The organism is Mammaliicoccus sp. P-M59, assembly GCF_022386135.1.
GTDB lineage: Bacteria > Bacillota > Bacilli > Staphylococcales > Staphylococcaceae > Mammaliicoccus > Mammaliicoccus sciuri_A.
Window position 1 is genome coordinate 74,332 of the sequence record NZ_JAJNJJ010000009.1, and the last position, 14,767, is coordinate 89,098.

Consider the following 14,767-nt stretch of genomic DNA (forward strand, 5'->3'; position numbering starts at 1 on the left):
TAAATAGAGTCATCATATGACCACATGAATTTGAAGGGAAATTAATTAAGAAAGTTGGATATATATGAAAGAAAAAAGAACTAATATAAGATGGTTTTTTGCAATTGCATTCTTTATTATAGGGATTATCGCATATATGGATCGTTCAAACATCTCTATTATCGCCGGACCTATGATGGAAGATTTAAATATGAACAAAGCTCAATTCGGGCTATTAGCATCATTCTTCTCACTTGGTTATGCTTTAATGCAAGTACCTTCAGGTATATTAGCTGAAAAGTTTGGTCCTAAGAAAATGTTAACAATCGCATTATTATGGTGGAGTGCTTTCACAATTCTTACAGGTATTGTGAAAAATCATGGCTTACTATACTTAGTACGTTTCTTATTTGGTGTAGGTGAAGCGCCTATGTACCCATCAAATGCTGTATTTAATAGTTACTGGTTTAATAAGAATGAAAAAGGTCGTGCATCTTCTGCATTATTAGCAGGTTCATACTTCGGTCCAGTAATCGCACCAATTGTAACAATCGCAATTATGAATGCGTTTGGTTGGCAAGCAGTATTTTATATTTTCGGTTTAGTTGGTATATTAATTGCAATTTTATGGGTGATTATCGCTAAAGATTTACCAGAACAACATAAAATGGTTAATGAAGCAGAAAAAAGATTTATTATGGAAACACGTGACGTTGTAGATACAGGTAAAACAACTGCACCTTGGAATGTATTCTTCAAACGTTTCAGTTTCTATGCAATTGCAGCACAATATTTTGTTGTACAATTTGTCATTACATTATTCTTAATTTGGTTACCAACATATATTCACGAAGAATATCATGTAGAATTTAAACAAATGGGCTTTATCGCGGGTGCTCCTTGGTTAGCAATGTTTATATTGATTATGCTAGGTGGTACAATTTCAGATAAAATTTTATCTACAGGTAAATCTAAATTTGTTGCACGTGGTGTAATCGCAATTTCTGGATTTGTTGTATTCTGTATATCACTATACTTTGCGTTAGCTACAGATAACTTATATATGAATATTTTCTGGTTATCTTTATGTCTTGGTGGTGTAGGTTTATCAATGGGTATGAGCTGGGCAACTGCTACAGACTTAGGACGTAACTTCTCTGGTACAGTTTCAGGTTGGATGAACTTATGGGGCAATATTGGTGCATTATTAAGTCCAATCTTAGCTGGTTTACTAGCAGATAAAATTGGTTGGACAATGACATTACAGTTAATGATGGTTCCAGTAGCATTCGCAATCATCATGTGGTTCTTTATTAAACCTGACAATCCTTTAGTAAAAGAAGAAAATGTATAATATTTTAAGGGTCTAAGGCACGTTATGTGCTTTGGATTCTTTTTTTATAACAATAAGTTTAGGTTACCCTAATTAAAATGTTTACAAATTAAATAGATAGGTATATCCTCTTGATATAGAGGTGTTAGACATGGGCAAAAGTTTAGAAGAAATTAATAGTACGGTCTCTTTTGATGCTGAAGCAAATGCATTTAGAAAGTTCCTAATGTATTTAGGTCCTGGTTTGCTTGTAGCAGTTGGATATATGGATCCGGGTAACTGGATTACATCAATGTCTGGTGGGGCTCAGTACGGTTATATATTATTATTTGTGATTTTAATATCTAGTTTATCTGCTATGCTGTTACAAAGCATGTGTGCAAGATTAGGTATAGCAAGTGGGATGGATTTAGCACAAGTTACGGAGCATATGACTAATAAATCTTTAGGCGTATTTGCATGGATTTTAGCTGAATTAGCGATTATGGCAACTGATATTGCTGAAGTAATAGGTAGTGCGATTGCTTTAAATTTACTATTTAACATTCCACTAACTTTAGGGGTAACAATCACAGTATTAGATGTTTTACTTTTACTTTTAATTATTAAACTCGGATTTAGAAAAATAGAAGCAATTGTAGGTGTACTTATATTTACAGTTCTGATTATCTTTATGTTTGAAGTGTATCTTTCTTCACCGGATGCTGGTTCCTTAATGGCAGGATTTTTACCAAGTTCTGAAATTGTTACGAATAAAGGCGCTTTATATATTGCGTTAGGTATTATTGGTGCAACGATTATGCCACATAACTTATATTTACATTCATCAATCGTTCAGTCTAGAAATTATGAAAGAACAGATAAAGGTAAAAAAAGTGCGATTAAATATGCAACAATCGATTCTAATATTCAATTAACAATTGCGTTTATTATTAACTGTTTATTATTAGTATTAGGCGCAGCATTATTCTTTGGTAGTCATGAAGCTTTAGGAAGATTCTTTGATTTATATGATGCTTTAAGCCACTCTCATGTAGGCGGTGCAATAGGTGGCGCTGTTATGAGTACACTATTTGCTATAGCATTATTAGCTTCAGGGCAAAATTCTACAATAACAGGTACATTATCAGGACAAATTGTTATGGAAGGTTTCTTGAAAATTAAACTTAAACCATGGGTACGTAGAATCATTACAAGAGTTATCGCAGTTATACCAGTATTTATATGTTTATGGTTATACGGATCAAGCGATACAAAAATAGAAGATTTATTAATTTTCACACAAGTATTTTTAAGTTTAGCTTTACCATTTAGTATTATTCCATTAATCATGGCAACAAGTAATCCAGACATCATGGGTAAACAATTCGTCAATAAAAGATGGGTTAATATTATATCTTGGATACTCGCAGTAGTTCTAAGTGTGCTTAATATATATTTAATTGTAGAAACAATATCAGAATTTATGTAATTTATAATAAAGCCAAGGCAAATGATTTTATTGCCTTGGCCTTTTCTCTGCGTCTATTAATAATTTGATAGGACCTGTCGAATTAAGTGTGATTAATCTTTGTGCCATTTCATCAGGTGGTGTGTCTAATGCTCTAATGACCCAACCTTGTATCATACCTGCATATGCCGACGCAACGTACTCAGCGACAATATCTTTATCTAATATCATGTCATTTTGAACGCCAGTATCTTCAAAAAAGATAATATATCTTTGGTGAATATGATTTTTAAGCAAAATATAGAAATTAGGATAGTGTTTGAACATCGTTTGATAGAAAGATACATTATGGGATATATGGCTAAAGATATTATTAGCGATATAGAATTGTGATTCACTAATGCTATGATGTTTTAAATAAAATTTATAAGGCTCACCGAATAGTAGTTGAAAGTAACTGGATATCGTATGAGACATTAATACTTCAATTGATGGATAATGTCTATAAAACGTTGAACGATTGATTTCAGCTTCTTCACATAACTGTTTAACTGTTATGGATTGAATGCTCGTTGTATTTAAACATGTTAATAATGCATTCTGAATTTTGTTTCTGGATTGTTTTTGTTTCTTGTCCAAATTGTTCACCTTCTTATGAATGCAACATAATTCGAAAATGTGTTGCTTTTCTCATTTTACACACATTGTTTTTTAAAGTCGAACATTTTTATAATAATAATATGAAAAATATTGGAGGAGAACAAATTGAAACAAGATGCCGAAATGTTGAAAGAAACGTTGTTAAATAATAAACAGAATAGAGTAACTGACGACCACTTTGATTTAAAAGCAGCTTTAGAAGAAATTCTTAATTCAGTTGGTTATACGACTGCAGATAGTGGTGGTAATGTTACATTCTATGGTAAAGATCCAGTGTTACCAAGTACATTACGAATTGCCGGATTAGCAGGATTAGGATTGGCAGCTAAATCAGTCGCTTTAGCGCATTTATGGCAAGTTCGAGGTGGTAAAGGACAAGACATACATGTCGATATAAGAAAAGCATTAAAAAGATTATCACCTTTTTATGAAAGAAAATGGGAAACATTAAATGGATTTCCAGCAAAAGGTCAAGAAGATCCACATACACCATTTAGATTTAATTTTTATGAAACGAAAGATAATAGATGGGTAATGCCATTAAACCCTTATCCAAATGCTAAAGAACATGTATTGGATTTATTAGATTGTCGCGGAACGAAAGAAGCGGTTACTAAAGCGATAAAACAGTGGAATGGTAAAGAACTAGAAGAAGCGGGTTCTAAAAAAGGTATCGTGATGCCGCTCGTGCGCTCTGTTGAAGAGTTTGTTGAAGAAGAACAGTTTAAATATATTGCAGAATCAGAACTCATTGAAATTAAGAAAATAGGAGAATCTGAACCGATACCATTCACTGAGAACCCAGAACAACCATTAAGTGGTATAAGAGCACTAGGAATGGGACATGTTATAGCAGGAGCAGGACTCGGTAGAGGTTTAGCATTACACGGAGCAGACGTACTCAATGTATGGCGACCAACTGAGTTAGAAGTAGAAACAATGTATTTAACTTCTAATGTTGGAATGCGTTCAACTTATTTAGATATTACAAATCAACAGTCACATAGAGATAAATTTGATGAATTGTTAAGTGATGCAGATATATTCTTCATTAATAAAAGACATGGATTTATGGAAAAATACAATGTGACAGCTCAAGCATTAGCAGAGAAGAAACCAGGTATCATACATGCTTCTGTTAATTTACATGGACATGCTGGACCATGGTCAGATAGAAATGGATTTGATCAGACGGCAGGAAGTGTCACAGGTGTTATGAGTTTAGAAGGAACAGATGAACAACCCGCATTGCCACCGATTGTTGTTGTAAATGATTACGTTATTTCATGGTTGTTGGAACTCGGTACAATTAAAGCATTAGAAAGACGAGCAGTAGAAGGCGGTAGTTATAGTGTATCTGTATCATTAAGTAAAGTGTCTGCGTATTTAATGTCTTTAGGTATATTTGATAAAGCATATGCACAAGAAGTAGCAAATAGTAATGAAGAGCATCGTGCCGTAGCACCAGAACAATTTGAAGCAGAAACACCACTTGGAACATATGTAGGCGTGACAGATCAAGTAGAAATGAGTGAAACACCAGGACATTACGATACAGTCTTGATGGTCAGAGGATCAGATAAACCAGCTTGGAAGTAGAGAGTGGTTGAATTTAGTTTGATATAGGCGTCGTTAGGGACAGAATTCCGAGAAGTGTCCGTAAGAGGCGTCGTTAGGGACAGAATTCTGAGAAATGTCCGTAAGAGGCGTTGTTAGGGACAGAATTCTGAGAAATGTCCGTAAGAGGCGTTGTTAGGGACAGAATTCTGAGAAATGTCCGTAAGAGGTGTCGTTAGGGACATAATTCCGAGAAATGTCCGTAAGAGGCGTTGTTAGGGACATAATTCCGAGAAATGTCCGTAAGAGATGCTGTTAGGGACAGAATTCTGAGAAATATCTCTAAGTGAGCGCCATCTAATTACCAGAATTCAGAAAAATGGAAGTTACAGCGTTCTAACTACCAGAATTCAGAAAAATGGAAGTTACAGCGTTCTAACTACCAGAATTCAGAAAAATGGAAGTTACAGCATTCTAACTACCACAATTCATAATAATGGAAGTTAGCCCATCGTAATCACACAAAAAATAAGCATATCACTTTATTTTCTGAGTTTCTCAGATAAGTGATATGCTTATTCGTTTATTTATAAAGTTCTTTAGCTACGAATAGGTTCTATTCTTTGCTTGCACTTACTTTAATATCTGAAGGTCCGGCTAATAATGGTTTCACACTTTTAATAAATTGTTGGAAGTGTTCGCTATTATTATGTGCTTCTATAGCTTCTTGGTTTTCCCAAATTTCATACATTAAATAAGTATTGTCTGACTCAGTTGATTTGAAGTGTTCGTAACCGATGTTTCCTGTTTCTTGTCTTGATGATGCTACTAAATCTTTAATCAATGCTTCATATTGTTCAACTGCTTGTGCTTGAACTTCAAACTTCGCATTTATGATTAACATAAGATAACCTCTTTCTCTCTATCAATTTGATTTCTATATTTGAATCATGACAGAAAGCGATAGAATTGTAAATTTTGAAATCTTGGAATTGAAAATTTTATTTCGTTCTTAATTTTGAGTGTCTTATTCCATACGTGAAGTACATGATAATTCCTAAAATAAACCATATAATAAATGCTATCCAAGTTGTACGTGTTAAGTTTGTCATCAAGTATAAACAGATGATAAAGGATACGATTGGTAATACAGGATATAAAGGTACATTAAAGCCTTCTGATGGTAATGTATGATTTCTTCTTAAGAACAGAACGCCTATTGAAACGGTACAAAATGCAAATAAAGTACCGATATTAATTAGTGAAGCGAGTTCTGATAAAGGTACAAGACCTGATACGATTCCCATAGATAATGTGAGAATGACAGTATTTTGTACGGGTGTTTGCTTTTGATTCGTTTTAGAGAAGACTTTTGGAAGTAAACCATCTCTACTCATCGCGAATATTAAACGCGTTCCACCATAAGACATGACGAAGATAACTGTTGTCATACCAACGATTGCACCTAGTGACAGGAATCCAGCTATCCAATTTTGATTAATGGATTGTAATGCATAAGCAACTGGTGCGCCGACACCTTCTAAATTTTGATAGGGTACGACACCTGTCAGTACAGCTGAAACGATAATGTATAAAATCGTACAAATCGTTAATGCACCAATAATTCCGATTGGCATGTTCTTTTGAGGATTTTTAACTTCTTCAGCAGCAGATGATACTGCATCAAATCCAATATATGCAAAGAACACCATTGAAGCACCTGTTAACACACCATTGAAACCAAATGGTAAGAATGGACTCCAATTATCAGGTTTAACGTAAAAAATACCTACTATTATAAAGAGTAGGACAACCATTATTTTGACAATAACCATAATATTATTGATGCGCGTAGATTCTTTTACACCAATAATTAATAATGCGCCAATGATCATAATGATAATAAATGCTGGTAAATCAAAATAATGACCACTAGAAGGGTCATATGAACCAGATAAAGCTTTTACGACATGGATATTCATACCAGATAATAAGTTAACAACATATGAAGACCAGCCACTTGCGACTGCAGCTATTGCTAAGCCATATTCAAGTAATAATGCCCAACCTAATATCCAAGCAATACCTTCACCAAAAACATAATAACTATATGTATAGGCACTACCAGCTTGTGGAATTTTTGATGAAAATTCAGAATAACATAAAGCTGCTAAACCACAGCCGATTGCAGCGATAATAAATGAAAGCATAATTCCAGGTCCAGTTATTGTTGAGGAGATTTCACCAGGTAAGATAAAAATACCACTACCAACAACAGCTCCGACTCCAAGCATGGTTAAATCAAAAGCGCCGAGTGTTTTTTTAAGTTTTTTATTTGATTGAGAAGAAAGGTGTTCTTTCTTCTTGAAAAATTGATTCATGTTGCACCTCCGGCAGACAATTATACAGAGATTTGTCTAAAAATTCTATATGTTTAAATAATTCTATTAGTGTAATTTTATTTTTAAAAAGGAATTATTATGTATTTAATTTGAAAATTTAGTGAATTTTAAATAAAATATGATAAAAGTTTAGATAAATCAATTTTTGAACAGACTGTTTGACTCACTCAATAATCATGTTTAATATTGACAAGCGTAAAGTAAGTAATTGTTTTTTATAAATGAGGAGGATAATCCATGAAAAATGAACAAATTGTATTAGCTAAAAGAACTGAAGGTATCCCTCAAGATGATGTATTTCGTTATGAAGAAATAGAAGTGAAAGAACCAAATAATGAAGAAGTGCTATTAAAATCAATATATGTTTCTGTAGATCCATACATGAGAGGACGTATGAATGATTCTAAAAGTTATACGCAGTCTTATGAATTAGATAAACCATTTAACGGCCATATCGTTGCAGAAGTCGTTCAATCAAATGCTTCTGGTCTTAAAGAAGGCGATATTGTAACAGGTATTTTACCTTGGCAAAAATATATAACAATCAATGAAAAATATGTTACTAAAATTCCATCAACTGAAGTACCGTTATACCTATATTTAAGTGTACTAGGAATGCCTGGTATGACAGCTTATCAAGGACTCTTGAAAATTGGTAAACCTCAAGAAGGCGAAACAGTTGTTGTTTCAGCTGCATCTGGTGCGGTTGGTTCTGTCGTAGGACAAATTGCTAAGCTGAAAGGTGCGCACGTAGTAGGCATTGCAGGCGGATCAGAGAAAGTAAATTACTTAACTGAAACATTAGGCTTTGACGAAGGTATAGATTATAAGAAAGATGACTTTGCTGAAGCATTAGAAAAAGCCGTTCCAAATGGTATTGATGTTTATTTTGAAAATGTTGGTGGGGCACTTTCAGATGAAGTGTTTAAACATTTAAATAAATTTGCGCGTATACCAGTTTGTGGCGCAATTTCTTCATATAATCTTAAAGGCGAAGATATTGGACCACGTATTCAACAAACATTGATTAAAAGCCAAGCATTGATGCAAGGATTCATTGTTGCACAATTTAATGAAGATGTTAAAGAAGCAAGTGAACAGTTAGCACAATGGGTACAAGAAGGGAAAATTAAATCCGAAGTAACTATAGATGAAGGATTTGATCAAATTCCAAATGCATTCCGTAAGTTATTTACAGGCGATAATTTTGGTAAACAAGTTATAAAAGTAGCTGAATAAATAAGGTTAAATCAGTTTAGGGTGAACATATCCTAAACTGATTTTTTTGTGCACTCATTTAGACGAGTATAATCTGTCAAAAAAATGACAAAAATATCCATTTATATATTCCTAAATTTTTGATTAGATGGTATAATTTTGAATTGACAAATGATAACGATTATCATTATCGACTTTAAAATACGGGAGAGATGAATATGACAAAACAGCAAGAAAACAACAAGAATCGTTCTACAATCAAGAAACAACATCATTTTTCAATTAGAAAATTGTCGGGAGGGATAGCTTCAATTGCAATTGGTGCGACATTGTTTTTAGGAGCAGGTCAAACAGCTAATGCAATGGAAGATAAAGTTGATACAGTAAATGAATCGGCGACTGCTACAGATGATAGTCAAAGTGAGCCATCAGAAGCTAACGATGCTACAGCTACTGAAACAGCAGAATCAGCAGAATCAGAAAATACAGATAAAGAAGCTACTCCTAATACTGATGTAGCTGAAGAAAATGAAGTAACTGAAGCGGAAGATACAAACTCAGCACCAGCTTCTGAAGAAACACCAGCTTCTGAAGAAACACCAGCTTCTGAAGAAACAGCTACAAAAGATGAAACAAGTTCAGATAAAGAAACTGAAGTAAAAGAAGAAACTGAAACACCAGCTTCAAATAAAGAAACGACAGTATCTAAAGACGAGGAAACATTAACTTCATCTAAAGAATCGAATGAATCAGAAGACAAAGTAGCAACTGAAGAAACAGCTAATGCTCAACCAACACGTTCAACTGCAACTAGTGAAGCAACAAATGATAAAGAAAAAAGTGCTGTATCTGAAGAAAATGAAGCACAAGACTTTGGATTTATTGTTAAGAAAGAAACGGAAGATGCAAAATCTGTAATGGATGATTATTTAGAACATCCATCAAAATTAAGCCAAGAAAATGGGAAAAACTATTTGAATTTCACATTATTACATCCTAGCTGGTGGAAGATGTTTGAATTATATAATGGTGATGAAAAACTTAATATGACAACATTAGAAGAAAATGATGATAAACGTGTTGTTAAAGTTGAAGTACCATCAGGCGTTTCAGAACTTACATCAAAAGTACATATCGTTGTACCTTTTATTAACTATGATAACAAATATACAACACGTGTCATTTTTGATAATGCAGTTCCAGAAGCACCAAAAGTAGAACCAGAAAAGCCAAAAGAAGAAACTTCAAAATTAAGAGAAGATGTTAAAAACAAAGACATTCATAATAAAAAAGTTGATGGTGAAAAACGACCAATTAACTTTAAAGTTATCAACCCTAAAGATGATTCAGAAATGTTCTACTATGGGGCTATGATTAAAGACCCAGCAAGTGTGATTTTTGATGGTGATCAACCAGTATTAGAGTTACGCGTAGATGCGCCTTCTACATGGGTTGAGTTTGACCTCTTTGATGGTGATAAAAAGTTAGACTACGACGTTGTATCATTTGATACAGAAAATGAAGTCGCAACTATTAGAGTTAAAGTTAATGAGAACACGAAAGAATTAAAAATAAAAGGTTCTTCATTAATATTTGGCGAAAAGTCTGAACATGAACTTGGTCATATCGTATTTGCTAAACCAATTACTAAAGACGCTTCTGATTATGTTACAGAAGACGAGTATAAGAAACAAAAAGATAGAGAGAAATATGACAAAGCGATAACTTTAGAAGATAAAGTTCGTGAGCTTGAAAAATTAATCAATAAAGTATCTGATGATGAAAAACCACAACTTCAAGAAGAGTTAAAAGTACTTAAAGAAAAATTAGATAAAGAATTAAAATCTGCTGTAACAGAATTTGAAAAAGCACCCGTTACAAATGTAGATATGTCAAAAGCAAAAGATAGAAACTTTAAAGTATTGCATAGTTCTAAAGATGAACAATCGCATATGGACTTCGAAGTTGAACATCCTGCTAAAGTAGTTGAATATGACGGTAAGAAGATGTTAGCTGTTACTTTGAAACATGATTCAATGTGGAAAGATTTCCAAGTAGAAGGTGAAGATGGATATAAACGTCCTATCATTATTGATAAAGATAGTGAAAAAGATACAAGAACAATCTTATTCCCTATTGTAGAAGGTCAAGAACTCTATAATGCAATCATTAAAATTCATCTCGTTACAGAAAATGTAGATTACGAAGGTGCTTACCATGTCAGAATTCAAGACTTAGGCGATGCAGCTGTTACACCGGAACCAACACCAGAGCCAAGTCCAGAACCAACACCGGAACCGACTCCGGAGCCAACACCAGAACCAACGCCGGAACCAACACCAGAACCGACACCGGAGCCAATGCCAGAGCCAATGCCAGAACCAAGTCCGGAGCCAAGTCCAACAATGGATCACAAATCAGAACCAGCTGCTAATAATAGTATGCAACCAACAACTATGTCTACAGAAGATCAAGTCATGACAAATAAAGATCAACAGAATTCAGTTATGACAGTAGCAAACAAAGATAAAGTTGAATCAACAAAACAAGAAAAAAATAAAGAAAAAATGGCTACTGAACAATCAAAAGAACAAAGTAAAAAGCAAGAAAATAAAAATGAATTACCAAATACAGGTGAATTAGATAATACACAATATGCATTATTTGGATCACTTATAGCAGGATTAGGTTCATTATTATTATTTGGTAGAAGAAAAACTAAAAATAGTAAATAAAGAAATTTTAAAAGAGATATAAATAATAGTCTCGTACATGCCAACAAAGTCATAGTTTTGATTTTGTTGGCTTTTTTTATGAAGGAATTCCTTTTAAATAAGATTTATTAGCAAGTTTGTTGAGAAGTGCAAATAGTGGGTGTGTTAGTAACAGTTCAGCTGAGTTTTGTAATTAAGGCTGCCCATAGTAACAGTTCAGTGGAGTTTTGTAACTAAGGAGGTCCATAGTAACACTTCGGCCGAGTTTTGTAATTAAGGCTGCCCATAGTAACACTTCGGCTGACTTTTGTAACTAACACCCCCGTTACGAACAAGTTTGGACGAAAGTGTTCACAACGCCACCATATCACCTTATATAATCCACAAGCAAAGACTCACCAAAAATATAAGAATTGAATTAAAACAACTATATAAATTATTTCATTATTTTTAATTCTTGCTATAATGATAATTAATTGAAAAGTCAGTACATTTATTGGAAGGGTGAATGTCGTGAAGATTACGAAAATCTTAAATAACAATGTTGTGATTTCTAAGATTAATGGGGAAGAACGCATTGTTATGGGGGCTGGTATTGCTTTTGGGAAGAAGAATGGCCAGGCTATTGAGAAGGATAAAATTGATAAGATTTTTAGAATGACGAGTGACGAACAAGAGAGAATGCTTACTTTAATTAAAGAATTAGATGATGATGTATTACTCATTTCTCAGGAAATTATTGTTGAAGCGAATAAACTTTATAAGGAACCATTGTCTGAATCTATTTACATAGCGTTAACGGATCATATAAATTATGCAATTAAACGTCATAAAGAAGGTACAGTTATTAATAATCCTTTGCTTTATGAAATTAAGCGATTATATCCTGATGAATATAAAATTGGTTTGTTCGGTATTGATAGGATAGCTAAAAATTTTAATCTTGATATGCCTAAAGACGAAGCTGGTTTTATTGCGATGCATATTGTCAATGCGAATATGAACGAGTCTATCTCAAACGTTTATGAAATTACAAAAATCACTCAGAGTATTGTAAATCTAGTGAGATATCACTTTAATCTAGATATTTCTGAAGAAGAATTAAGTTACGCGCGTTTTATTACACATTTAAAATTCTTCAGTCAACGATTAATTAATTCTGAAAGTTTAGAAGAAGTGATGGATATATCTTTATTGGCATCTTTACAGAGAAAATATAGTGAATCCAACCGTTGTGTCGATAAAATTGGTGATTTTCTAAAAAGAAATTATAATCACGATTTATCTAATGACGAAAGGGTTTATCTTATTCTACATATTGCTCGATTATTAAAATCTGCATGAAAGCGTTGACAAATAAAATGTAAGCGTTATAATAAATTTAAATTAATAAACAATTACTTTAAACGGCAAGTGAATTTGCTGTTTGGGATTGTAACTTTAAGTAGGCAAAACCCAGAGTAATGCATAACGAACATTGGGATTCGTATGTATTATTCTGGGTTTTTTTCTATGAAAATGGAGGGATTTAAATGAAGTATGAAGCGTTAGCAAAAGATATCGTAGAGAAAGTCGGTGGTAAAGAAAATATCAATTCTTTAACACATTGTATTACGAGATTAAGATTTCAGCTGAAAGATACGGGAAAAGCTGATACAGAATATTTAAAGAATAAAGAAGGTATTGTGACGGTCATGGAATCGGGCGGTCAATACCAAGTTGTAATTGGTAATCATGTTCCAGATGTATATGATGCAGTTCGTAAAGAAGCAAATATGAGTGATGGTGCTTCTAGTGGTAGTTCATCAAGCAACGGATCATTATTTAATCGCTTTATTGATTTGATTTCGGGTATATTCCAACCAATTTTAGGCGTGTTAGCTGCAGCGGGGATGATTAAAGGTTTCGCAGCATTATTTTTAGCAGTTGGTTGGCTTACTGAAAAGTCGGGAACATATCAAATCATGCATGCAATTGGCGATGCATTATTCTACTTCTTCCCAATATTCTTAGGTTTAACAGCAGCGAAAAAATTTGGCTCTAATCAGTTTATTGGTATGGCATTAGGTGCAGCACTTGTTTATCCAACACTTGTAAGTGCGATGGCGTTAGGTAATGAAAATGCAACGATGCTCTTTAGTGGGACATTCTTTGAATCAGAAAGTGCTTTAACATTTTTAGGCATCCCAGTCATATCAATGACTTATACACAAAGTGTTATTCCAATTGTGTTCTCTGTATTCTTCGCATCTAAATTAGAGAAATTCTTGAAGAAAGTTATACCAGATGTCGTGAAGACGTTCTTAGTACCATTCTTTACATTAATTATTATTGTGCCATTAACATTCTTAATTATTGGACCTATCTCTACATGGGCAGCCAATTTAATTGGTGCAGGTGCAATAGGTTTATATAACTTTAGTCCATTATTTGCAGGATTATTGGTTGGCGCATTCTGGCAAGTCCTTGTTATTTTCGGTTTACATTGGGGACTAGTAGCCATTGCCATTAATAATATTTCAACATCAGGATACGACATTATTATACCTTTAACTTTTGCAGCTTCATTTGCTCAAACAGGTATTGTATTAGGTATATTCTTTAGAACTAAGAATAAGCAACTTAAATCTTTAAGTATTCCTGCATTCGTGTCAGGTATCTTTGGCGTAACAGAGCCTGCTATTTACGGTATTACTTTACCTAGAAAGAAACCATTTATTTATAGCTGTATTATAGCGGGGATAACTGGCGCTATGATCGGTTGGGCAGGTACGAAAATGTTCTTTATGGGCGGACTTGGTATTTTCGGATATACAATTTTTATCGGCAAAGCAGGATTAGATATGGCATTCTGGATGTCATTAATCGCAACAGGTGCAGCATTAGTGCTTGGTTTAATTGTCGGTTATTTAACGCATAGTGATAAGAAAGAAGCACCAATTGAAAAAGGTACTGACGCTGGAGAAACAGCACAAGAAGCAGTCGTAAATGATGTATTAGTAGAATCACCAGTATCTGGTAATGTTGTAAATTTAACAACAATTCAAGATCCAGTCTTTTCATCTTTAGCAATGGGTAAAGGTATTGCGATTGAACCCGATAGCAATGTTGTTGTGGCTCCATTTAATGGTGTTGTCGAAAGTTTATTCCCGACTGGTCATGCAATTGGATTAAAATCAGACAACGGTGCTGAAGTATTGATTCATATTGGTATTGATACAGTTAAATTAGAAGGGAAGTATTTTAAACCGCTTGTATCACAAGGAGAAACAGTTGAAATCGGACAACCTTTAATTGAATTCGATAGAGAAGCAATTAAGCAAGAAGGATACGATACAGTTATTCCGGTTGTTGTCACAAATTCTAATTTAGCAAAAGATGTCGTTCTTGAAGATCATAAAACGATTGAAACAGGTAAACATATATTGACGGTTATTTTATAGAGGAGGATTTG

The 14,767-nt window shown here is 33.6% G+C and carries 10 protein-coding genes; 7 read left to right on the plus strand and 3 right to left on the minus strand.

The annotated features are described in order from the left end of the window. Positions 1 to 64 precede the first annotated feature (64 nt). On the plus strand, positions 65 to 1,333 hold the full coding sequence (locus LQ617_RS13590; RefSeq protein ID WP_126476535.1) for a pyruvate MFS transporter: 1,269 nt from the start codon (positions 65 to 67) through the stop codon (positions 1,331 to 1,333). A 130-nt stretch (positions 1,334 to 1,463) separates the two neighbouring features. Next, positions 1,464 to 2,783 (plus strand): Nramp family divalent metal transporter, encoded by a 1,320-nt coding sequence (locus tag LQ617_RS13595; RefSeq protein ID WP_126476534.1) that lies wholly within the window; start codon positions 1,464 to 1,466, stop codon positions 2,781 to 2,783. A gap of 27 nt (positions 2,784 to 2,810) precedes the next feature. On the opposite strand, the gene LQ617_RS13600 is transcribed toward LQ617_RS13595, so the two are convergent. Then, complete coding sequence (locus tag LQ617_RS13600; protein ID WP_126476533.1) at positions 2,811 to 3,401, minus strand: TetR/AcrR family transcriptional regulator; 591 nt, start codon at positions 3,399 to 3,401, stop codon at positions 2,811 to 2,813. 126 nt (positions 3,402 to 3,527) lie between these two features. Between LQ617_RS13600 and LQ617_RS13605 the strand changes: the two genes are divergently transcribed. Beyond that, positions 3,528 to 5,021, plus strand: coding sequence for a CoA transferase (locus LQ617_RS13605; protein WP_239740601.1), 1,494 nt, complete (start codon positions 3,528 to 3,530; stop codon positions 5,019 to 5,021). A gap of 574 nt (positions 5,022 to 5,595) precedes the next feature. Here the strand turns inward: LQ617_RS13605 and LQ617_RS13610 are convergent. Together LQ617_RS13610 and LQ617_RS13615 are read right to left on the minus strand one after the other, a co-directional pair. Continuing rightward, positions 5,596 to 5,883, minus strand: coding sequence for a putative quinol monooxygenase (locus LQ617_RS13610; RefSeq protein WP_037590620.1), 288 nt, complete (start codon positions 5,881 to 5,883; stop codon positions 5,596 to 5,598). 97 nt (positions 5,884 to 5,980) lie between these two features. Next, positions 5,981 to 7,360: an amino acid permease gene (locus LQ617_RS13615; protein ID WP_126476532.1), complete on the minus strand. Its 1,380-nt coding sequence runs from the start codon at positions 7,358 to 7,360 to the stop codon at positions 5,981 to 5,983. A gap of 258 nt (positions 7,361 to 7,618) precedes the next feature. On the opposite strand from LQ617_RS13615, the gene LQ617_RS13620 reads away from it, so the two are divergent. From LQ617_RS13620 to LQ617_RS13635, 4 genes are all read left to right on the plus strand, one after another. Further along, a complete protein-coding gene (locus tag LQ617_RS13620) occupies positions 7,619 to 8,620 on the plus strand; it encodes an NADP-dependent oxidoreductase (protein WP_037590618.1) in 1,002 nt (333 codons plus the stop codon). Between the two features lie 197 nt (positions 8,621 to 8,817). Further along, positions 8,818 to 11,334: an NEAT domain-containing protein gene (locus LQ617_RS13625; RefSeq protein ID WP_239740602.1), complete on the plus strand. Its 2,517-nt coding sequence runs from the start codon at positions 8,818 to 8,820 to the stop codon at positions 11,332 to 11,334. A 492-nt stretch (positions 11,335 to 11,826) separates the two neighbouring features. Next, the gene (licT, locus tag LQ617_RS16095; protein WP_239740603.1) at positions 11,827 to 12,657 is read left to right on the plus strand and encodes a BglG family transcription antiterminator LicT; all 831 of its coding nucleotides are present in this window, start codon (positions 11,827 to 11,829) and stop codon (positions 12,655 to 12,657) included. Positions 12,658 to 12,845: 188 nt separating this feature from the next. Continuing rightward, positions 12,846 to 14,756: a beta-glucoside-specific PTS transporter subunit IIABC gene (locus LQ617_RS13635; protein WP_239740604.1), complete on the plus strand. Its 1,911-nt coding sequence runs from the start codon at positions 12,846 to 12,848 to the stop codon at positions 14,754 to 14,756. The last annotated feature ends 11 nt before the right edge of the window (positions 14,757 to 14,767 follow it).

Coding starts and splice junctions, on each gene's coding strand:
- LQ617_RS13625 (WP_239740602.1), top strand. CDS start 8,818: ATGACAAAACAGCAAGAAAACAACAAGAATCGTTCTACAATCAAGAAA.
- LQ617_RS13610 (WP_037590620.1), bottom strand. CDS start 5,883: ATGTTAATCATAAATGCGAAGTTTGAAGTTCAAGCACAAGCAGTTGAA.
- LQ617_RS13615 (WP_126476532.1), bottom strand. CDS start 7,360: ATGAATCAATTTTTCAAGAAGAAAGAACACCTTTCTTCTCAATCAAAT.
- LQ617_RS13620 (WP_037590618.1), top strand. CDS start 7,619: ATGAAAAATGAACAAATTGTATTAGCTAAAAGAACTGAAGGTATCCCT.
- LQ617_RS13595 (WP_126476534.1), top strand. CDS start 1,464: ATGGGCAAAAGTTTAGAAGAAATTAATAGTACGGTCTCTTTTGATGCT.
- LQ617_RS13635 (WP_239740604.1), top strand. CDS start 12,846: ATGAAGTATGAAGCGTTAGCAAAAGATATCGTAGAGAAAGTCGGTGGT.
- LQ617_RS13590 (WP_126476535.1), top strand. CDS start 65: ATGAAAGAAAAAAGAACTAATATAAGATGGTTTTTTGCAATTGCATTC.